Raw genomic sequence first — 21,042 nt, forward strand, 5'->3', positions numbered from 1 at the left:
CTCCCGATGAACCCCCACGCACCCGTCGTGCAGATCGAGTACTGCACCCAGTGCCGCTGGCTGCCCCGCGCGGCCTGGCTGGCACAGGAGTTGCTCACCACCTTCGAGACGGAACTGGGCGAGCTGTCGCTCAAGCCCGGCACCGGCGGCGTGTTCGTCGTCCGGGTCGACGGCGAGGTGGTCTGGGACCGCAGGGAACAGGGCTTCCCGGAGCCGACGGCCGTGAAGCAGGTCGTACGCGACCGAGTGGCCCCGGGAAGGTCCCTGGGCCACTCGGACAAGTCGGATTCCTAGTCGGCCTCTTAGAGGATCAGCCCTTGAGCTGCTCGTAGGCAGGCAGGGTCAGGAAGTCCGCGTAGTCGGCGTCGAGGGAGACCTGGAGCAGCAGGTCGTGTGCCTGCTGCCAGTGGCCGGCCGCGAAGGCCTCCTCGCCGATCTCCGCGCGGATGTTCGCGAGTTCCTCGGCGGCGATCTTGCGGGCCAGCTCCGGGGTCGCCTTCTCGCCGTTCTCGAACTCGACGTCCGCGTTGATCCACTGCCAGATCTGGGAGCGGGAGATCTCGGCGGTGGCCGCGTCCTCCATCAGGTTGAAGATGGCGACCGCGCCGAGCCCGCGCAGCCACGCCTCGATGTAACGGATGCCCACCTGCACGGCGTTGACGAGCCCGTCGTACGTCGGCCTCGCCTTGAGCGAGTCGACGGCGATCAGGTCGGCGGCCTCGACGTGGACGTCCTCGCGGAGCCGGTCCTTCTGGTTCGGGCGGTCGCCGAGGACCGCGTCGAAGGAGGCCAGAGCAATCGGGACGAGGTCGGGGTGGGCGACCCAGGAACCGTCGAAACCGTCCCCGGCCTCACGGTCCTTGTCGGCCTTGACCTTCTCGAAGGCGACCTTGTTGACCTCTTCGTCACGCCGGGACGGGATGAACGCCGCCATGCCACCGATCGCGTGCGCGCCCCGCTTGTGGCAGGTGCGGACGAGGAGTTCGGTGTAGGCGCGCATGAACGGGGCTGTCATCGTCACGGCGTTGCGGTCCGGGAGGACGAACTTGGCGCCCCCGTCACGGAAGTTCTTGACGATGGAGAAGAGGTAGTCCCAGCGGCCCGCGTTCAACCCCGAGGCGTGGTCGCGGAGTTCGTAGAGGATCTCCTCCATCTCGTACGCGGCCGTGATCGTCTCGATCAGGACGGTCGCGCGGACGGTGCCCTGCGGGATCCCGACGTAGTCCTGCGCGAAGACGAACACCTCGTTCCACAGCCGGGCTTCGAGGTGCGACTCGGTCTTGGGGAGGTAGAAGTACGGGCCCTTGCCGAGGTCGAGCAGCCGCTGCGCGTTGTGGAAGAAGTAGAGGCCGAAGTCGACCAGAGCGCCCGGGACCTGCTCCCCGTCGACCTGGAGATGCCGCTCGTTGAGGTGCCAGCCACGGGGCCGCATGACGACGGTCGCGAGTTCGGAATCGGCCTTGAGGGCGTACGACTTGCCGCTGGTCGGGTCGGTGAAGTCGATGTTCCGGGAGTAGGCGTCGGCCAGGTTGACCTGTCCGACGACCACGTTCTCCCAGGTCGGCGCGGAGGCGTCCTCGAAGTCCGCGAGCCAGATCTTCGCGCCCGAGTTGAGGGCGTTGATCGTCATCTTGCGGTCGGTCGGGCCGGTGATCTCGACGCGCCGGTCGTTCAGCGCGGCGGGGGACTCGGCGACGCGCCAGGAGTCGTCGGCGCGGATCGCGGCGGTCTCCGGGAGGAAGTCGAGGGTCGAGGTGCGGGCGATCTCGGCGCGGCGCTCCGCACGACGCGCGAGCAGCTCGTCACGCCGGGGCGTGAACCGCCGGTGCAGCTCGGCCACGAAGGCCAGCGCCGCGTCGGTGAGCACCTCCTCCTGCCGGGGCAGGGGCTCGGCGTCGACGATGGCCAGCGGGGACGGCGCTGGTGCGGACATGAGCGGTCACTTCCGTTCCGGTCGGATGATTCTGGTCAGTGGATGCTAGTTTCCTCATCGTGGAAGTTCAATAATTTGTTGACATGGAGATTCTTCGTGGCGAGAAACGTCACGCGAGGCGCTCCAGGTCGGCCGTCACATCGATGTCGTACGGCTGTGCCACGTCACCGCACTCGACGAGGGTGACCGTGTCGTCGCGGGCCCGCAGGTAGTCCCGGGCGCCCCGGTCCCCGACCGCGACCGCCGCGACGCCCGCCCAGTGGGCGGCGCCGAACAGCACCGGATGCCCGCGCTTCCCGTCGTAGGAGGCCGCCACGAGGGACTCGTCGGAGGTGTGCGCGGCGAGGACGCGGGACATGGCCGCCGACCCGATCCCCGGCTGGTCGACCAGCGAGACGAGAACCGCGCGGGCGGGTGTGGAGCGCAGGGACGCCAGCCCGGCCCGCAGCGAGGAGCCCATGCCCTCCGCCCACTCCGGGTTGTCCACCAGGACGCACCCGGGCAGAACGGCCCGCTGCCGTACGTCCTCGGCGCGCGCCCCGAGGACGACATGGACGGGGTCGCAGCCCGCCGCACGGAGGGCATCGGCCGCGTGTTCGACGAGGAGGCCGCCGCGGTGTTCGAGGAGGGCCTTGGGTCGTCCGCCGAGCCGCCGCCCCCCACCCGCCGCGAGCAGCAGCCCCGCCACCTGGTCCGGTACCTGGTCCCGCTTCTCCGTCATGTGTCCTGCATACCCGACGCGGCGGCCGACCGGCTGGTGTCCACGGGCGTTCGCGGGCCGAATTTCGGCCCGTGGTGTGGCGTCCGTCGCCAGGGTGGCGTTTACTGTCCCGCGTCCCCGGCGCCCGACCAGCGCGATGGGGGCGTGCGGGACGCAGGTGGGGGCCGTGGGGGAGCCGTGTTGCGGAGCTTGGGGCAGAGGTCGGTGACCGGCAGCGACGAAGATCCGAGAGTGGCGGAGTTGCGGACCGCGGTGTCCCGGCTGCGCCGTGAACTCGCCGCGCACCCGGCCGAGTTCCCCGATCGCGGCATCGCCGAGGACGAACTGGCCTCCCTGGCCGCGATGGCCATCACCGGCCGCCCCGAAATCCCGCGCCTGCGCCGCTCGTTACTCCTCGTCGCGGGTGCGATCGGGTCGGTCAGCGCGTTGGCGCGGGGGCTGTCGGACGTACGCGCGGCGGTGGAGTTGTTCGGCGACCAGCGGCACTGAGGGTTTCGCTGGAGGGGTGGTTCTTCGGCTGACGGCCTGTGGCCTGTGGGGGCTGGTCGCGCCCACGCGGCGGAGCCGCATATCGACACAGCCCCGCGCCCCTTTGGGGCGCTGTCCTGCACCGGTAGTCAGTGCGCGGGGCTGCCCGAGTTGGCCAGTGCCTCGGAGAGTTCGGCGGCGACCTGCTTCAGTACGGGCACGATCTTCTCCGTCGCCTCCTCCGTTACCCGGCCCGCCGGGCCCGAGATGGAGATCGCGGCGGCGGTCGGGGAGTCGGGCACGGAGACCGCGAGGCAGCGGACGCCGATCTCCTGCTCGTTGTCGTCGACCGCGTAACCGAGGCGGCGCACCTCCGCCAGGGCGGTCAGGAAGCCGTCCGGGGTCGTGATCGTCTTGTCCGTCGCGGCCGGCATGCCCGTACGGGCGAGCAGTGAACGCACCTGATCCGGCGGGACGTCGGCGAGCAGGGCCTTGCCGACGCCGGTGGAGTGCGGCAGGACGCGCCGGCCCACCTCCGTGAACATCCGCATCGAGTGCTTCGACGGGACCTGCGCCACGTACACGATCTCGTCGCCGTCGAGGAGCGCCATGTTCGCCGTCTCGCCGGTCTCCTCGACCAGCCGGGCCAGATAGGGGCGGGCCCAGGTGCCGAGCAGCCGGGACGCGGACTCGCCGAGGCGGATCAGGCGCGGGCCGAGCGCGTACCGGCGGTTGGGCTGCTGGCGTACGTAGCCGCAGACCACGAGGGTGCGCATGAGCCGGTGGATGGTGGGCAGGGGGAGCCCGCTGCTCACGGAGAGTTCGCTCAGACCGACCTCACCGCCCGCGTCCGCCATGCGCTCCAGCAGATCGAAGGCGCGCTCCAGGGACTGGACGCCACCGCTGGCGGCGGCGGGTTTGGCGGCGTCGGTGGAGCTGGCGCTGGGCGTCGGCACGGCGCGTTCCTTTCACTGCTGACAGGCGATGGTGCAGCCTACCGGGCGGTTGCTTGACGGCCTGCTTGTATGTGGCTACGTTCTAATTTCTGGAATTATAATTCCGTTCAGTGGAAACATCCAGGTTGTCGCCGGGGTCACTCTTGACGGTACGAGGAGGGCGGGGAAGACTCCTTCAACAGAACGTTGAATTCCGTTACGTGGAGGTTAACGGCGGGATTCACGGTGACAGAGAGGGGTCTGCGAGTGCCCGGCATCGAACTGGCGTTGCGTTCGACGCGCGTCATCACGCCCGAGGGGACGCGCGCGGCCACGGTCGCGGTAGCCGACGGCCGGATCACGGCCGTACTCCCGTACGAGGCGGACGTACCGCCCGGCGCACGCCTGGAGGACTTCGGGGACGACGTCCTGCTGCCCGGCCTGGTCGACACCCATGTGCACGTCAACGACCCCGGCCGCACGGAGTGGGAGGGCTTCTGGACCGCCACGCGCGCGGCGGCGGCCGGCGGCATCACCACCCTCGTCGACATGCCCCTCAACTCCCTCCCGCCCACGACGACGGTCGACCACCTCCGTACGAAGCGGGAAGTGGCGGCGTCCAAGGCCCACATCGACGTCGGCTTCTGGGGCGGCGCGCTGCCCGACAACGTCAAGGACCTGCGCCCGCTGCACGACGCCGGGGTCTTCGGCTTCAAGGCGTTCCTGTCGCCGTCCGGCGTGGACGAGTTCCCGCACCTGGACCAGGACCAACTCGCCCTGTCGATGGCCGAGATCGCCGGCTTCGGCGGACTGCTGATCGTGCACGCGGAGGACCCGCACCGCCTGGACACGGCCCCGCAGCAAGGCGGTCCGGAGTACGCGCACTTCCTGGCCTCGCGCCCGCGCGGCGCGGAGGACACGGCCATCGCGAACCTGATCGCGCAGGCGAAGCGGCTGCACGCGCGCGTGCACGTGCTGCACCTGTCGTCGAGCGACGCGCTGCCGCTGATCGCCGAGGCGAAGGCGGACGGGGTTCGGATCACGGTGGAGACGTGCCCGCACTACCTGACCCTCACCGCCGAGGAAGTCCCGGACGGGGCCAGCGAGTTCAAGTGCTGCCCGCCCATCCGCGAGGCCGCCAACCAGGACCTGCTCTGGCAGGCGCTCGCCGACGGCACGATCGACTGCGTCGTCACCGACCACTCCCCGTCCACCGCCGACCTCAAGACCGCCGACTTCGCGACCGCGTGGGGCGGCATCTCCGGCCTCCAGCTGAGCCTCGCGGCGGTGTGGACGGCGGCACGGGGGAGGGGCCACTCCCTGGAGGACGTCGTGCGCTGGATGTCCACGCGGACGGCCGCCCTGGTGGGCCTCGACTCCCGCAAGGGCGCGATCGAGGCGGGCCGCGACGCCGACTTCGCCGTTCTCGCGCCGGACGAGACGTTCACCGTGGACCCGGCGGCCCTTCAACACCGCAACCGCGTGACGGCGTACGCGGGGCGGACCCTGAGCGGGGTCGTGAAGTCGACCTGGCTGCGCGGCGAACGCATCGTCGCGGACGGCGAGTTCACGGCCCCGAGAGGACAACTCCTGACCCGCACCCCCTGACCACCTTTTCTGGTTCCCCGGATTCCCGGTTCGCCGGGATTCCGGGATTCCCGTTCCCCGGCACCCGCAGCGCCGACTCCGAAAGGCAGAACTGATCACCGTGACCGCGATTCCGAGCTTCACCGGCGACGCGAACCCCTACGGAGGCGGCGACCCGTACGCGGACTACCGCACCGCGGACTTCCCCTTCACCCAGTACGCCGACCTCGCCGACCGCCGCCTCGGGGCCGGGGTGATCGCCGCCAACGACGAGTTCTTCGCCGACCGCGAGAACATGCTCGTGCCCGGGCCCGCCGAGTTCGTACCGGAGCAGTTCGGCCACAAGGGCAAGGTCATGGACGGCTGGGAGACCAGGCGCAGGCGGGGCGCCTCGGCGCAGCACCCGTGGCCGACGGCGGAGGACCACGACTGGGCCCTCGTCCGGCTCGGCACGCCGGGCGTCGTACGGGGCATCGTGGTCGACACGGCCCACTTCCGCGGCAACTATCCGCAGGCCGTGTCGGTCGAGGCGGTGTCGCTGCCCGGCTCACCGTCCCCCGAGGAGCTGATGTCGGACGACGTGAAGTGGACGACGCTGGTACCGCGCACGAGGGTCGGCGGCCACGCGGCGAACGGCTTCGAGGTGTCCCTGGAACAGCGCTTCACGCACCTGCGCGTCAACCAGCATCCGGACGGCGGCATCGCGCGCCTGCGCGTGTACGGCGAGGCCGTCCCCGACCCGGCCTGGCTGGCGGCGCTGGGCACCTTCGACGTGGTCGCCCTGGAGAACGGCGGCCGGGCGGAGGACGCGTCCAACCTCTTCTACTCACCGGCGTCGAACACCATCCAGCCCGGGCGCTCCCGCAAGATGGACGACGGCTGGGAGACACGCCGGCGCCGCGACCAGGGCAACGACTGGATCCGGTACCGCCTGGCGGCCCGGTCGGAGATCAGGGCGATCGAGATCGACACGGCGTATCTGAAGGGGAACAGCGCGGGTTGGGCGACGGTGTCGCTCCGGGACGGCGAGAACGGCGACTGGACGGAAATCCTCCCGCGAACCCGCCTCCAGCCCGACACGAACCACCGCTTCCCTCTACCGACCCCGGCGACGGGCACGCACGCGCGCGTGGACATCTATCCGGACGGCGGGATCTCGCGGTTGCGGTTGTTCGGTTCGCTGACGGAGGAGGGGGCGGGGGAGTTGGAGGGGCGGTATCGGGAGCTTGGGGGGTGAGGGTGGTGCGGTGGGGCTTTTCTTCGCCCCCGCCGCCCCTACCCGTCCCATCCCTGGGGGCTGCCGCCCCCAGACCCCTGCTTGTCCTCAGACGCCGGACGGGCTGGGTAGTCAGCCCGTCCGGCGTTTGAGGACGAGCGCGTTCAGCGCGATACGGGGGTTCGGGGGCGGAGCCCCCGAAGGATGGGACGGGTAGGGGCGGCGGGGGCGAGAAACTGCCGGGCCGTGGCTCCGCAGGCGCCTGAGACCCCGGCGGTGTCGCCCGTGGAAGGCCCGTGCCGGAAGTTAACACCGCGAAAACTCATCGGACGGGACGGGAAATTCTGCGGAGTTGTCATTGACATGCCACTGTCTACGCGCGTCATCATGAGGGCATGAGATTCCCCCCACGAATCGCTCGCATCGGCGCCGCAGCTGCCGTCCTGTCCGCCCTCCTGGTCGGCGGTACCGTCACCGCCGGCACGGCCGGTGCCGCCACCACGGCGGTCGGCAGCATCTGCTACGACGATCTGCCGTCGCAGGCGTACACCACGCTCAACCTGATCGCGAAGGGCGGCCCCTACCCGTACTCGCAGGACGGCGGCGTCTTCCAGAACCGCGAGCGCGTCCTGCCCTCGCAGTCCACCGGCTACTACCACGAGTTGTAGTTCTCGGTCGAAGTTCAAGGGTATTTGTGCAGGTCAGGGCCATGACCTCGACTCGGTTGGCGCGTTGGGGGTCGATTCGGGGTCGAGTTTGATTGCGGATTACTTGAGGAAACGGCAGTTCCCTGGAGACTGGGGAGTCTCATCCTGGGGACTGCTGACTGGGGCATCCGGAGTGGTGCCGTCCCGAACAGGGCCCGGCGTGCAGCCCGACTCGTCTGCCGCTACCTGGGCGGCTTTGCCCTGGAACGGTCCCTCTGATCTGCGACGGAGGCCCTTTCCGGTCTTGCGGGGGCTTCCCGTGTTACTCCGCTACCTGCCCCGGTCGGCAACGTTGCGCGGGATCATGCCGTTGAGCAGCCCGGGCAGGATCACCGTGTCGATCAAGCCAATGCCGTTTGAGGCGAAGACGAATTGGCGTAGTCCGTACACGCCACGCGGCGATTGCCACGTCCATCAGCTGCTGGATTGTGGGGGTGATTGATCCCCCCTGTCTAGTCAGGCCTGATTGTCTCGGTAAGGGTTCTTCATACTGTTGTGGCACGCCGGTTGGAGGGGGCTCGGATGCCGCCGATCATTGACACTCCCGAAGAACGGCGCGCGGCACAGATGCGGCTGACCTACTACCGGTCGGTGTTGGAGCAGCTGGGGATCCCCCGGCTGTCGACGCTAGGGGAGCTCCACCTGTCGGGTGCGGTTGCAGCTCAGCCGGGGATCGTGCTGCCCCAAGGGCGGCTCGCCCCCTTACCTCTGGCAGCGCCCCTGCCAGGCCCTTTCCCGTTGCTGCCGCTCGAGCGTCGGCCGGTTGGCGTAGGGCTGCCTGTGCATGGCGTCTTGGTTCCGCGGTTCGTTGAAGCCGTAGTGCCCGAAACATGGACGCCGCTCTTCTCCACGACGCGGTCCATCGTGCTCGATCGCGCCTACTTCGTGGCCAGAAGGATCGTTCTGGCCGACGACGCCACCATCGTCCTACTTCAGCCGCACCGCTTCTTGACGTTCATCGCTGAGGACATGGTTGTAGGAAGGAACGTGACGTTCACGTACGAACGGCCGACACCCGCCACCCCGGTGATGTCCTGGCCATCAGGCAACCGATCCCCAGCCCCCGGCAAGGCCCCGACCCCCGATGGTCTGTGGGGCGAGACCGGCGGGCCGGGGCTGCGCGGCGCGGACGGGGGCCGTGGGTGGGCCGGCGTGGACGCGCCAGAGCTGGAGCTCTGGCTGCTCCGGATGACAGGTTCCCCGATTTTCGATCTGCAAGGGCAGCAAGGCGGTCCAGGTGGACGAGGTCAGGACGGCGGTCAGGGCGGCGAGGGCTCCAACGGCCGGGCGGAGCTTTACGACTGGCTGGGGTTCTGCCGAAGTGGCGCCGGTGCTGGCGGGGATGGTGGCAGTGGCGGCGACGGCGGGAATGGCGGGATCGGGGGCAGCGGGGGGCATGGCGGACGGCTCAGTCTGTACGCTCCGGCGCCAGTTCTTGAGACTTATGCTGCTGGAGGCTTCACCGTCAACATCGCTGGAGGCCCCAGCGGAACGGGGGGAACACCAGGAGCTCCCGGGCCAGGCGGAGTTGGAGGTCGGCTGGGGGCGCGGCCCAAGAACTGCTCTATGTCGGAGGAACGACACGATGGCGCTCCGGGTGCGCAGGGTGCGCAGGGTGCGCAGGGCGCTTCTGGGGCCCAGGGCGGAGTGCATCCCGACGCGGCCAAACTCGTCCCCATCGACGAGGACGACTTCCAGCGTCAGCTCACCGAGCCCGCGCTCATCCGGGCGATCCCGTCGCGCGGCGCAGCTGGCATCTCGGTCACTCTGGAGGCGCTGCGTCTAACCGACGACGACGGCCTTTATCTTGACGGACAGCAGATCCCGTTGACCGTCGTGGCGGACACGATCGCGACGTTCACCGTCCCGGCGGCTGAGGGCGGCGCGCGCGTCCTGACTGTCCGCCGTGCCGACGGCACGGCCTCCAACCCTCTTTCGTTCTATGTCCTGCCGACGGCGACTCAGGTGGGCGACGGCGCGGCGCGCATCCGGCCGGGCTCGACGGTGGCCGTGAGCGGAACGGGGTTCGCGCCGGGGGCTCGCATCCGCATTCTGGGCGAAGACATGCCTGACGCCACCTACCTGAGTCCTTCGTCATTGACGTTCCGCCTGGTCCGGCCGCAGGCAACCCCTGAGGCCGCCGATGGTGAACCGGCCTCGCTCCAGGTCATCCTCGCCGACGGGACCCCGTCCAACGCCATCGACTTCATCATCGACACGCTACGTCTGCTGATCCTCGGCGACTCGGTCGCCTGGGGCCAGGGCCTGCAACCGCACCAGAAATACGCGACGCTCATCCAGGAGTCGCTCGCAGCCCGAGGCAGCGGTATCAGGGCGTATTCGACGATGCTGGCTCACTCGGGAGCAACTATCGGCGCGGGCGACTCGACCTCGTTACCCGCCCTGTCCGGTGAGGTGCCGACCTCTTATCCGACCGCCATGCAGCAACTCGCCGCCTACAGTGGCTCCCCCGACGCCGTCGACTACGTGCTGTTGACCGCCGGCCTCAACGACATCAACATCCGCACAGTCCTCAACCCTCTGAACAAACCGAAGGACTTCGCCCCGGTTATCGCCAAGTTCTGCCACGATGATCTGCGGACGCTCCTCACAGCCGTTGCCGAGCGATTCCCCAACGCCCAGATCGTCGCCACCGCCTATTACCCCATGCTCTCGGATGCCAGCGACACGGGCGGGCTCAGCGCCTTCCTGGTTGCCGTGGGGCTCACCGTCGCCGGGCTGCCTGGTGGGGTTCTCGCCCCGTGGATGATCCCGCAGGTTCTCACCAACTGCCGGGCTCTCAACGAGTTGAGCCGACTCGCGATCGCCGCCGCCGTCGACGATGTGAACGACGCGCTACCGATGCCACGCGTGCTGTTCGCCGATGCGGGGTTCACTGAACGGAATGCCGCACTCGCACCGGAACCGTGGGTGTACGCCATCAACACGGACCTAACGCCGCAGGACCCAATGGTCGCTGCCGAGCGGGGGCCGCTGTGTGAGATGTCTGCCGACCGCACCGACGTGTTCGTCTGTCGCCGGGCGTCTATCGGTCACCCCAATCCAGCAGGCGCGCGGGCATACGCGGACGCGATCATGCGTGCCCTCGACCGGGGCGATCCGCGGGATGCGCCGCTGCCACCGCTGCCGACCGGTTTCATGTGGGGCGTCGCGACCGCCGCGATGCAGAACGAAGGCGATCTGGCGGGCAACGACTGGGCCGCTTTCGTATCCTCTCCTGCCATTCAGCGTCGGGTACGGCGGCTGGGTGAGCTCAGCGGTGCGCCGATCGAGCTCACCGAGCCAGGACCAGCGGTGCAGCATGCCGACCGCGCCGTCTTGGGCTCGGACCTGGACCGCGCGCGCGACCTGGGCCTGACCGCCTACCGATTCTCGGCCGAGTGGTCGCGGGTCCAGCCTCAGCCCGCCGGCCATGCCGGACCGCTCACGCTCGGAGACCTCGATCCCACTGCCCTCGCCTACTACGACGGGGTCCTGGACGACTTGGAGGCACGTGGCCTCACCCCGATCCTCTCCCTCAGTCACCTGACGCTTCCGGTCTGGGTACTGAACCCGCCGCGCGAGTCGGGCGTCGGAGGCATCGTCGGCCTGCCGTTCGCCAGCGGAGACGACCCGGACTTCAAGGCATCGTTGCGCGGCTGGGAGAACCCCGAAACTGTCACTGCGTTCGTCGAGTTCGTCCGGTTCCTTGCTACGCGGTGGAGCGACCGTGTCCGCTGGTGGGTCACTCTCAACGAACCGGTCGGCTCAATGATCGGCGTCGGATATCTCGCCGGGATCTGGCCTCCCGGTTTCACCGGCGACGGCTCGCGGGGCCAGGATGCCTACTTCAACCTGATCCGGGCCCACTGCCAGGCCTACGCCGTACTCAAGGCAACCGATCCAAATGCCATGGTCGGCATCGCGCACGCGATGATGCATGCAAAGGTCACAACAGCCGCTACCGACACCCTGCTCGGCGACCAGGAGGCCGCCCGCAACCAGTTCGACTACTTCTACAACTGGCACATGCTCAACGCGATCGTCGACGGCCAAATCGACCGAGCGATCGCCCGTCGCGCCGCCGACCGTAACCTCGTCCCAGCGGGCGAACTCGGCCCGTGGCTAGGCGTCGATCTTGGAGCCCCGGCCGTGTGGCGGGCACACTGCGACTTCATCGGCCTCAACTACTACCGCTCGGTCTACGTGTATGCCGACGCCCTGGTGAGCGGCTTCATGGGATATTCCGGCGGCCGTTTCACCAACAACCTGCGCGACTCAGACCAGCCGCATCTGCTACTGAACGACCTTGGCTGGGAGATTTCACCGGGCGGCTTTGGTGAGACGCTGCGTGCCCTGCACGACCGCTACGGCCTGCCTGTCCTCATCACTGAAAACGGCGTCCCACAGAGTACCGACAGACAGCGGGCTCCCTTCATCACCGCACATCTAGAGGAGCTCTCCCGCTCCGTTGGAGAGGGAGTCGACGTGCGCGGCTACCTCTACTGGACACTGATCGACAACTGGGAATGGCACGAGGGCTACCGCCCTCAGGCCCGATTCGGACTATTCACCGTCGACCGCGACGACCCCGCGATGCCTCGTCATCTCACCGAGGGGGCCCACGCTCTCGCCTACGCGATCCGCAACGGTGACCTGAACGGCGCGAAGGAACTCTTCGGCACCATCACCAGCGCGGGCGACCGTGTTCGCCCTCCTCGCCGGTCCACGGCCCTGTACGCGGGCACCCTTGCCGGCCTCCCTGTGAAGCTGTGGCTACGCGCCTCCCCGCAGGGCGCTGTGCACGCCGTTCTCCACGATGGCGAACGCGCGATCGCGGGCACTGGACGCACCGAACCTGCCCTCGGTTCGATCACCGTGCGGTTCCCCGCTGTCCCGGGGCTGCCTGACGCTGTGCTGACTGCGCGAAACGGCGGATCCCCCGGTCTGCTGGGCGGTTCCTTGGAGCGCGACGGTCAGTTTCTCCCGTTCGCGGCCGCCAAGGACACACTCGTTGGACAGTGGACGAGCAGCACCGCCCTCCTCCCGCGCTTGGCAATCGTCTCCCGCCCGGACGCCTCCGCCTGGTCGGGGATCTGGCTGCCCGACCGGTGGCCTCGCCAATGGGAGCCCCTCACGGTCACCCGCACGCCCTCCAGCGTCCGCCTCGACGCCGGCACCCTCCGCGTCACCGCAACGCTGTCCCAGGACCAACTCACTGGCCAACTGACGGACACAGGAACGACTGTGCCTTGGGCTGCTCGCCGCCTTCCTGACCATGTAGATCTCTGAGCCTTGATCAACGTGGCGACTCAAGCCGAGTTGCTGCCGGAAGGGTTGGTGCCCACGGCCTAGTGGGTACGGCGTGGCCGAGGGTCTGCATCTGTGGGCCCCCGGCCGGGGGCATCGTCAGCGACTCAGTGGCTCCGGACTCCTTCCGGCCTACAAGCTCGGGGTGACGGCCAGGACGATCCCTACAGTGGCATCGGGTGGCCGGAACGCTCCTGTCCTGTTGCGCCGTGTCCCTTGTCAGCCCCTGCCAGCGAGTTGAAGATGAACCCATGGTGCAGCGTGTCGACCTCTGGCGGCGGCAGCGCACACGCCAGCTGGTGCAGGGATTCCTGGTTACTGTCCTAGTGATTACTGTGGGCGCCCTGGCGCTGTGGGGCATCCCGGTACTGCTCGTGCAACATCCGCACACGACCAGTGCCGCCCGGCACAAGGCTGTCGCCGACGCACGGACAGCCACGCTTGCCTTCCTTGCTCTGGTCGGTGCCTCAACGAGTGTCGTGCTCGCTTTCTGGTCCTACAGGCTCAACCATGCGGGTCAGATCACCGACCGCTTCGCCAAGGCAGTCGATCAGCTCGGTGAGGCGTCACCTGACGCGTGCATCGGTGGGATCCACTCCCTGGACCGCATCATGTCCGACAGCGTGCGTGACGAGAACGCTGTGGTCGACGTGTTGTCGGCATTCGTCCGCCGTGTCGCCAAGCGGACATCTGATGAATCACCGCCCTGGAGCGAGGCGGAAGCGGAACGAGACAAGGACAAACCGTCGCTGCGAGTTCAGGCCGCTCTCAATGCCCTGGGACAAAGAAGAAGCCGTGAGAGTGACGAAGAGACGGTGCCCGACACAGTGGTGACGGACTTACGCGACACCGACCTCCGTGGTGCGCGGATGCACCACCGCAAGAACTTCGCAGGAGCTGTGTTCCGACGCTCGTTTCTCTACAAAGCCCACCTTGAAAAGTCCGTGTTCACCGGCGCTCACTTCAACCACGCCGACCTACGGGAGGCGGACCTGAAGAAAGCCGACCTGCGCAAGGCAAACTTCCGGAAGGCCGATCTGAGGGGTGCTGTGTTCACCGATGCAGACGCTGCGGGTGCCAACTTCACTCTAGCGAAGGTGAACAGGGGTGCCCTGAGCGAGAGTCAGCTCTCGGTTGCGCAGGGGGCTGACATGATCATTTGGTTCAACGTCTGAGAGGACTCTGGCGCTACGTCACCTATCAGGCAGTCGCCTGGTGTCGACGTACACGTTGAAGTGGCCTTGGCAAGATTTCCTTGAAGTTGGGGTATGCCACCGTGCGCCGGTGTTGTCGCAGACCACGTGCAGCTTCTTAAGCTCCCCGCTACGGCACGAGCCCCAGCAGCGTGCTGAGCAACCCGACACCGAGCTTGCCGTTCGGATCGGTCTTGTCGTCGGTCTCGGGGATCACGGCCGTGTCGGTGGGGCCGGCCCACACTGGGGTGCAACGGCCTTGTCCACCGGACTGGAGCAGGTCGCGTACGGCGTCGAAGGCAGACTCGGGCTCGGCGAGGCGGGTCCACAACGCCGAGGTGGTCGGCGCGCCGGTCGGGATCGGCACGCCCAGCCGGGCGGCGAGCAGCTCCTGACGGAAGCGGGCGATTGCGGCGGACGAGCCGGCGTCATCGAGCCGGCGGTCGATGCTGACAAGGTCGCATCCGCCGTCGAAGGTCATCCCGCGGCGGCGCCAGTGCGAGGTGCCGACGAGTGCGTACGCGTCGTCGACGAGTACGACGGTGCCCCGTCCGACGGTGGTGCGCCCGGGGAAGCCGATCGGGTGGAAGGCGGCCACCCGGTTGGTGTCGGCCGCGACGAGGAGTTCGAGCGCGGTCTTGCGCTGCACCAGCGCGGCGCGGAACCAGTTCTCCTGCTCGACGGGGAAGTCGGGGAACCTCGGCACGCAGACCATGACCTTGAGCCGGGGGTTCTCGTTGAGGCGGGTGACGAGCAGCGTGACGAGGTCGACGAGGCCGTCCTCGGGGTGCGTGCCGTCGGGGCGGGCGGTGCGGCCGAACATCGGCGACTCGATGAGGACGTACTCACGGGCCTCGGCGACGGCGCGGGCGATCGACCACATGGCGTCGCGCTGGCCGTCCTTGGCGGTCTGGATCTCGCCCTGCAGCTCGCGCAGCAGACGGGCCTCGTTGGCGATGGCCACCACCGGGGCAGGGGCGCCGAGGGCGGCCGCGACCTGGCCGACGAGCGCGCTGACCGAAGCGCCGGTCGGCGGCAGTGGTAGGAACGAGAGCTCGGGAGAGTCGATGAGCGGGGCGATCGTCTCGAGCACGGCACCGGCCATGAAGGGCTGGCCGGATGGCGGTTCGGGATCGGGGTCGGGCACGTCCCAGTTGGCACCGGCGGACTGCACGATCCAGCCCGCCGGCCCACCGAGCGGGATGATCGGCAGGCAGCGCTTGAGGGCATGGAAGGCCAGGTCGTAGGCGAGCTGGCCGCCGACCCGCACGCCCGTGATGTGCGCGTCGGGCCCTGCCGGGTTGCCGGGGTCGGCGAGATCGGGGCTGGCGCACCGCGACTCGAGACCGAAGCGGGCCCCGGAGAGCACGGCGTCCCAGGCGTAGATCTGCTGGCCGGTGGGCACCGAGCCGAGCGCGAGAATCGTGTCGAAGCGTTCCTGCGTCGGCAGGTGCGGTCCGATCCGGGGCGACGTCGTCTCGTTGGCCAGCGTGCGCACCCAGGCCAGCACGTCGTCCACCGTCGGGCTGGCCGGGAGCGAGGGTAGCGCGGGCGGTGCCGGCACCTGCGGGTTGCCGAACGCGGTGGCCGGCGCGATGGCAGTGTTGCCGGGCACGGCCAGCAGTGCGGCGACCGACGCCGAGGTGGTGCCCCCGAAGTCGGCGAGGTTGTCGGTGAACTGTTGGGGCGCGCCGACCGCGATCTGCGTGGACGACAGCAGCCGGCGCGTGCCGTCGCGGCCGACGGCGACGATGTCGATCGTGATCAGGGTCGGGTCGGGCCCGGTGTCGGTCGGGGTCAGTAGGAACGGGTTCACGAGCAGCAGCTCGGCATCGCCGGTGGTCGGCACGATCGCCGCTCCGCCGTCACCCCGGACGAACGACGGATCCTGGTTGATGCCGCGCAGTTGCTTGAACGTGCGCGGGTAGACCCGCACGTGCGTACCGGCGGGCAGCGAGCCGGCCGGGAATGACACGATCACGTCGCGGTTGGGACCGCTGGCGGGGGTGCGCCACGTGGCGGTCGGTAGGGCGGTGCCGGTGGCGTCGTAGCGACGGATCGCCGCCGTGTCGCCAGCGCTCGGGGGCGGCCCGGGTGGGAACGCCGGCCAGTGCCCGAGCGCCCCGGCCGACGGTGGCAGTGGCACCGTGGTCTCGATCACCGGCGAGCTGAGCAGCGCCCGCTGGTCGGGCCCGGGGGGAGGTAGCGCGGCCGAGATGGCTCCCATCGCGCCGAGGATGTCGTTGCCGTCAATGAGGAAGTCGAAGTTCGACGCGCTCTTGCGGACAGCCGGGACCGGTGCCTCGGCGGCTCGACCGGTCTCGCCCGGCACGGCAGCGTCGCCGGAGGCGATGCCGCGGTTGCCGAGGAGGTGCCAGCCCAGGTCGACGGCGACGACGCGGAAGAACTGGCGGGTCGGGCTCGGGGGGTTGCCGGTGGTGGGCAGCAGCGGCGCGGCGAGGGGCGTGGTATCGAGCGTCCCGTCCGGCGCCAGCCCCCACAGCAGCGGGGCGCCGGCCGCCGCGTCCGCGACGGCGTGAGTGGTCGCCCGGCCCAGGCGCTCGGCGGTGGCGAGGTCGACGATGCCCGACGCCGGCACGGCGCGGACGAACGAGCCGGTCTGGTCGATCACCTCGAGCTCGGCCACGGGGCGACGCGAACGGTAGGCGGCACCGTGGGGGCTGACGACGTGGACCCGGACCGCGGGCCCGATCAGGTTGGCGATCGTCGAGATGCCGCCCGGCAACGATGCCGACCCACCGGCGCCGGCCGCGACGAGGGCGGGGCGGAACAGCATCAGGTCGGCGAGCAGCGCCGCCACCGCGACGGGATCGATGATCAGGCCGCGGCGGTCGTGGAAGGAGACGTCGTGGGTGCCGGTGATGCCCATGTCGTCCCCGCCGCGGAACCACGACACGAGCTGCGGCCCGGCCGGGATCGTCACGCCGTGGACCACCATCGCAACGGGCACCGGGCGCTGCAGCCCGCCGTACCGGAGGCGCACGAGCGTCTCCAGGCGGTGCACGGCCTCGGGGTGCAGGCGCAGCACGCCCGCCGGCGAGCTGATCGGGTCGCCGGTGACCGCCGCCAGCGTCACCGGCGAGGTCTCGAGGCGGAACGTGCCGGTGAACGGCGCGCGCGGGCCGGTGACCGACAGGCGCAGCGTCGTGTCGTCGGCGGTGGTGCCGGCCGTGGACCACTGCGTGCCGAACGCCGGGACGGTGAGCCCGAGAGCGTCGAAGCCCTTGCTCTGCAGCTGGTTGGCGGCGTCGGCCGCGGTCAGCACGGTCACCGAGGTGATGTCGCTCACGGGAATCTCACGACCCTTCCGGTGATGCGGCGGTTGACGCTCACGGTCGGGCCGTCGGGGGCGACGACCGAGACCGTGACGGTGCCGGCGCGACGGACACCGACGGCAATCGAAGTGCCGCCGAGGAAGCGCCGCGTGCGGCGGACCGGGATCGCCTCGGTGGCGACAGCGAAGATGTCCTCGTTGGCCTGGGCGACGGGGATGTCGCCCAGGTTCTCGGCACGCCGGGCCACGCGACCCGTGGTCGGCCGCAACGTGACCTCGACCCGGTACGGCCCGACCCCGGGAGCGGTGTTGGGCACCGAAGTGGTGAAGGCCAGGATCGTGCCCCCGGTGACGGTGGTGAGCGTCGGGTTGGTGATGTCGGGCGACTGCACGGGCGGCACCACGGGGATGTCGATCGTGCGCTCGGTGATGCGACCGAGGGGGTCGGTGAGCCGGACGCGCACGCGCAGCGTCGCTGCCGGGTCCGAGCGCCGCACCAGCAGGTGCAACGGCGTGACCCCACCCGCGGTCGGATCCCGCCACAAGCCGGACAGCCCGGCCCCCGGCTCGGCGGTGTCGAACTCGTCGAGCCCCGCCCTGGCCACGACGAGGTCGACCGTCCTCGACACGCCCGCAGCGTCCGTCGCGACCACCTCGGCCTCGAGCACATGCGGGCCGAGCGTCGTCGGCGCCACCGGAGCAGCGGTGGTGAAGTCAACGCGGGCGTTGGCCGAGCCGGCCACCGGGAGGACGAAGCCGAGCCCACTCAGGTCGGGCGGGATCGACGGCGGAACGACCACCTGGCGCACCACACTGGCCTGGGACCGCACGCCGTACTGGCCGCGGTCGGCGTCGTCGGTGCCCCAGGCCACGGCGCGATAGAACACCGGCTTCCATGAGCCGGTCACGGTGTCGAGGCCGGTGATGGTGCCGATCGGCTGCTCGCGTCCGTCGTCGGTGCGCTCATCGGGATCACCGGCCGGGGTGGCGGCGACGGTGAACCCGCCTCCGCTCCCGCTGATCGTCGCCACCGGCGGACCCATCGTGTCGACCGACACTGCGGCGTCGGCCACGCGCACCCGGTGCAGGTCGACCTTGGACACTCGGGCCCCGGCGACGGTCTTGACCCGCACTTGGGCGGCGAAGGCGGTGTCTTGGCCGTTGCCGGCGAGCGCCACCTCCAAAGTCGGCGGGCCGGGCGCGACGGTCTGCGGCGCGGCGAAGGCGAGGAAGCGTTTGCCGCACTGCGCGTCGGTGGCCACCGGCCAGTCCGATTCGACGCCGCCCGCGCTGACGCCCAGGACGACGAAGAGGTGGATGTCCTTCGTGCCCCGCGGCAGGGAGACCTGCATCGACGTGCCCGTCACGGTCTCCGCGGACACGCGCGTGAATGGTCGCCGTGCCGGGTTCGCCTGGAACGTCGCCCGCAGCGCCGCCAGGCGTTGCGTCAGGGTCATGCCGCCCGCGGCGACTGACATGCCGGTGAGCGCCCGGAAGGTCGACTCGGCCGCGGTGTAGACGCGGTACCCGACCGATCCCGCCATCGGTGTCCACACCGGCTCGGCGTGGTGCGCGCCCTCGGCGTCGCGGAGGCTCGCGAGCCGCACCGCCTCGTACGTCGACTGGATCATGGGTGGCCGCGGGTCGGAGGCAGAGGTCACCGACGGCGTCGATGTCCACGGCCCGATGCGGAATGGCGCGACGTGCTCGGTGCCACGGGCCCACAGTGCCAGGCCCCAGGTGCCGTTCACGTCGAAGTCGAGGTCGAAGCCGGTCACCGTGAGGCGGTAGCGGCGCGGGGCTCGCAGGGTGACCGGGGCGACGACGATCTCGGTGGAGTCGGGTGACAGGTGCTGGAGCGTTGCTGTCAGACCGGCCCCCGATGCGACCGCGGCGATCGAGCCGTCGGGGGCGAACGTGATCGAGGCCAGCATGCCGGAGGAGCTCGTGCGGAACGCGCCCGGCATCACCGGCACGGAGAGGTCGGCGGGCGGGTCCTGCTGCCACACCTGGCCGTAGCGACGGCTGACCACGTCGACGGTCTGCGGGCTGCGGTTGGCCCAGTCCCACGACACGTCGACGGTGAGCGTGGCCGGGCACGGCCCCGGGGCGGGCGTGGTGTCGAGCCGCGGCCCGAGCAGGGTCGCCCTGCCCGGTGACGGCTCCGCCGCGTCGCACGACGCGTTGCCCCATCTCGACCAGCGCCCGAAGATGTCCTGCGTCGCCACCGCGTAGCGAACGGTGTTGGTGGCGATCGTGCCGTCGATGGCGTACGAGGCATCCGACAGGGTGCGCCGCTGCGGGTTGGTCGTACTGACCGAGGCGCCGATCGGCTGCAGGGCGACGTCACCGGGGCGCCTGTCCATCAGCGCCGACGACCCCGATGGTGGAGCCACGCCGCGGCGGGCGAGGGCCTGGCTGCCGAGGTGGAACGGCAGCATCGTCGGCGTGGCGTCCCATGAGACCGTGACCACGGGACGGAACGGGCCGTCGAGCGCGTCGGGTGACTGCACGCCCTGGTTCACGGCGGCGACTGCGGCGGGGGTGGCGGGGGACAGGCTCGTGCTCACTCCTCCGAGCAGCAGCGCCGCCCGCTCGACGTCCTTGCCGAGGGTGTCGACGAACGTGGCGGTGACCATGAAGTCGACCTGCGGGCTGATGTTCGTGGCGAGCTTCGTCTCGACGTGCGTAGTGACGCCCACGGCCCGTTCGCCGAGGAACGAGGCGTCGTAGGCGGTGCCGAACCCGGTGACAAGGGAGTTCAGCGGGTCGGTGGTGGCGCCGATCACCAGCAGGCGGAGCGGGTTGAAGGTCGCCTGCGCCGTCTGGCCCGTCGGCGTGGCCAGCGTGCGCACGTAGGTGCGGAGCTGCTGGTCGGCGGCGGCGGCATTGTCGACCATGTCGATGAAGTCGGCCAGCATCTCCGACTGGAACAGCTTGATCATCGCCGTCGGATCGGCGAGCAGCCACGCGGGTGCGGCGGCGCCGGGCTCGAGTCGGGTGTCCCACCCGAAGAACGGGGCGCCGCGGGTGAAGCGGTCGTGGGCCGCCGACACGCCATCGGTGAGTGCGTTGACGAGGCCCTGCTTGGCGAGCAGGTCGGTTCCGGTGGCGGTGGTGCCGTCACCGGGCAGGCCGACGATCTCGATCGGCTGCCAGGCCTTGTCGTCGGCGACCGAGCTGTCGAGGGCGAACACCCCGTTCACGGTGGTGCCAGTGGGCAGCACCACGACGTGTATCTCGGGACCGGCCAGGCGCACGGACGTGGCCCCGGGGGCGACCGGTTCGATGGCGACGATCGGTGCGGCCAGCGGCATGCCGCTGATGCCGAGCGCGCTGCCGCCCGGGCCACCGCTGACGTCGACGAGCACCTCGGGGTAGGCCGCGTCGAGGACCAGCGCCGGGACGCTCCCGAACAGGAACGGGGTGAAGCTGATGGCAGCTGGGGCCGTGCCGCCGCCCTTGCGGACCCGCGCCCAGATCGTGAACGGCGTCCGCGGGTAACCGAGGGCGGGGTCGAAGAACCAGCGCAGCTGCAGCACCCGCGGGCTCTGCAGGCCTCGTTGCTTGGCGAGCTCCTCAGCGGCCACCTGCTGGGCCTGGGCGGCCCCGATGGCGGCCCAGTCGGTGACGGCGCCGATGACCATGAAGGCGTGTGGGTCGACGCGTCGGGCCAT

At 69.9% G+C, this 21,042-nt stretch carries 11 protein-coding genes and 1 pseudogene; 7 read left to right on the forward strand and 5 right to left on the reverse strand.

The features are described 5' to 3' along the window. The first annotated feature begins 6 nt into the window (after nt 1-6). On the forward strand, nt 7-294 hold the full coding sequence (locus CW359_RS12750; protein WP_232838366.1) for an Rdx family protein: 288 nt from the start codon (nt 7-9) through the stop codon (nt 292-294). Nucleotides 295-310: 16 nt separating this feature from the next. On the opposite strand, the gene aceB is transcribed toward CW359_RS12750, so the two are convergent. Both aceB and CW359_RS12760 read right to left on the reverse strand, forming a co-directional pair. Next, the gene (aceB, locus tag CW359_RS12755) at nt 311-1,933 is read right to left on the reverse strand and encodes a malate synthase A (protein ID WP_105970013.1); all 1,623 of its coding nucleotides are present in this window, start codon (nt 1,931-1,933) and stop codon (nt 311-313) included. Between the two features lie 109 nt (nt 1,934-2,042). Then, a complete protein-coding gene (locus tag CW359_RS12760; protein ID WP_105970014.1) occupies nt 2,043-2,654 on the reverse strand; it encodes a nucleotidyltransferase family protein in 612 nt (203 codons plus the stop codon). A 204-nt stretch (nt 2,655-2,858) separates the two neighbouring features. Between CW359_RS12760 and CW359_RS12765 the strand changes: the two genes are divergently transcribed. Then, nucleotides 2,859-3,143, forward strand: coding sequence for a DUF5955 family protein (locus CW359_RS12765; RefSeq protein ID WP_198655196.1), 285 nt, complete (start codon nt 2,859-2,861; stop codon nt 3,141-3,143). A gap of 128 nt (nt 3,144-3,271) precedes the next feature. Here the strand turns inward: CW359_RS12765 and CW359_RS12770 are convergent, their stop codons facing one another. Further along, complete coding sequence (locus CW359_RS12770) at nt 3,272-4,078, reverse strand: IclR family transcriptional regulator (RefSeq protein WP_105970016.1); 807 nt, start codon at nt 4,076-4,078, stop codon at nt 3,272-3,274. A gap of 246 nt (nt 4,079-4,324) precedes the next feature. On the opposite strand from CW359_RS12770, the gene allB reads away from it, so the two are divergent. The 5 genes and pseudogenes from allB to CW359_RS12800 all read left to right on the forward strand — a co-directional run bounded on the left by allB (nt 4,325) and on the right by CW359_RS12800 (nt 14,052). Beyond that, complete coding sequence (gene allB / locus CW359_RS12775) at nt 4,325-5,665, forward strand: allantoinase AllB (RefSeq protein ID WP_105970017.1); 1,341 nt, start codon at nt 4,325-4,327, stop codon at nt 5,663-5,665. A 100-nt stretch (nt 5,666-5,765) separates the two neighbouring features. After that, nucleotides 5,766-6,881, forward strand: coding sequence for an allantoicase (gene alc, locus CW359_RS12780; RefSeq protein WP_105970018.1), 1,116 nt, complete (start codon nt 5,766-5,768; stop codon nt 6,879-6,881). Between the two features lie 374 nt (nt 6,882-7,255). Continuing rightward, nucleotides 7,256-7,522 (forward strand): annotated as a pseudogene (locus CW359_RS12785) (ribonuclease domain-containing protein); the annotation flags it as partial. Nucleotides 7,523-9,133: 1,611 nt separating this feature from the next. Beyond that, on the forward strand, nt 9,134-12,859 hold the full coding sequence (locus CW359_RS12795; protein ID WP_105970019.1) for a family 1 glycosylhydrolase: 3,726 nt from the start codon (nt 9,134-9,136) through the stop codon (nt 12,857-12,859). A 269-nt stretch (nt 12,860-13,128) separates the two neighbouring features. Then, entirely contained in the window at nt 13,129-14,052 is a 924-nt protein-coding gene (locus CW359_RS12800) for a pentapeptide repeat-containing protein (RefSeq protein WP_105970020.1), read from the forward strand. A gap of 148 nt (nt 14,053-14,200) precedes the next feature. Here CW359_RS12800 and CW359_RS12805 read toward each other — a convergent pair whose 3' ends face one another. After that, the gene (locus CW359_RS12805; RefSeq protein ID WP_105970021.1) at nt 14,201-17,380 is read right to left on the reverse strand and encodes a phospholipase D-like domain-containing protein; all 3,180 of its coding nucleotides are present in this window, start codon (nt 17,378-17,380) and stop codon (nt 14,201-14,203) included. Beyond that, on the reverse strand, nt 17,377-21,042 hold the full coding sequence (locus CW359_RS45210; RefSeq protein WP_157968530.1) for a hypothetical protein: 3,666 nt from the start codon (nt 21,040-21,042) through the stop codon (nt 17,377-17,379). Before CW359_RS45210 ends, CW359_RS12805 begins: the two co-directional genes overlap by 4 nt.

The sequence above is a fragment of the Streptomyces geranii genome, from assembly GCF_002954775.1.
GTDB classification, from domain to species: Bacteria; Actinomycetota; Actinomycetes; order Streptomycetales; family Streptomycetaceae; genus Streptomyces; species Streptomyces geranii.

Excerpts from the sequence above, each read along its gene's own strand:
- CW359_RS12750 (WP_232838366.1), top strand. The coding sequence starts at position 7 with ATGAACCCCCACGCACCCGTCGTGCAGATCGAGTACTGCACCCAGTGC.
- aceB (WP_105970013.1), bottom strand. The coding sequence starts at position 1,933 with ATGTCCGCACCAGCGCCGTCCCCGCTGGCCATCGTCGACGCCGAGCCC.
- CW359_RS12760 (WP_105970014.1), bottom strand. The coding sequence starts at position 2,654 with ATGACGGAGAAGCGGGACCAGGTACCGGACCAGGTGGCGGGGCTGCTG.
- CW359_RS12795 (WP_105970019.1), top strand. The coding sequence starts at position 9,134 with ATGTCGGAGGAACGACACGATGGCGCTCCGGGTGCGCAGGGTGCGCAG.
- CW359_RS12800 (WP_105970020.1), top strand. The coding sequence starts at position 13,129 with ATGGTGCAGCGTGTCGACCTCTGGCGGCGGCAGCGCACACGCCAGCTG.
- CW359_RS45210 (WP_157968530.1), bottom strand. The coding sequence starts at position 21,042 with ATGGCCCGACGCGTCGACCCACACGCCTTCATGGTCATCGGCGCCGTC.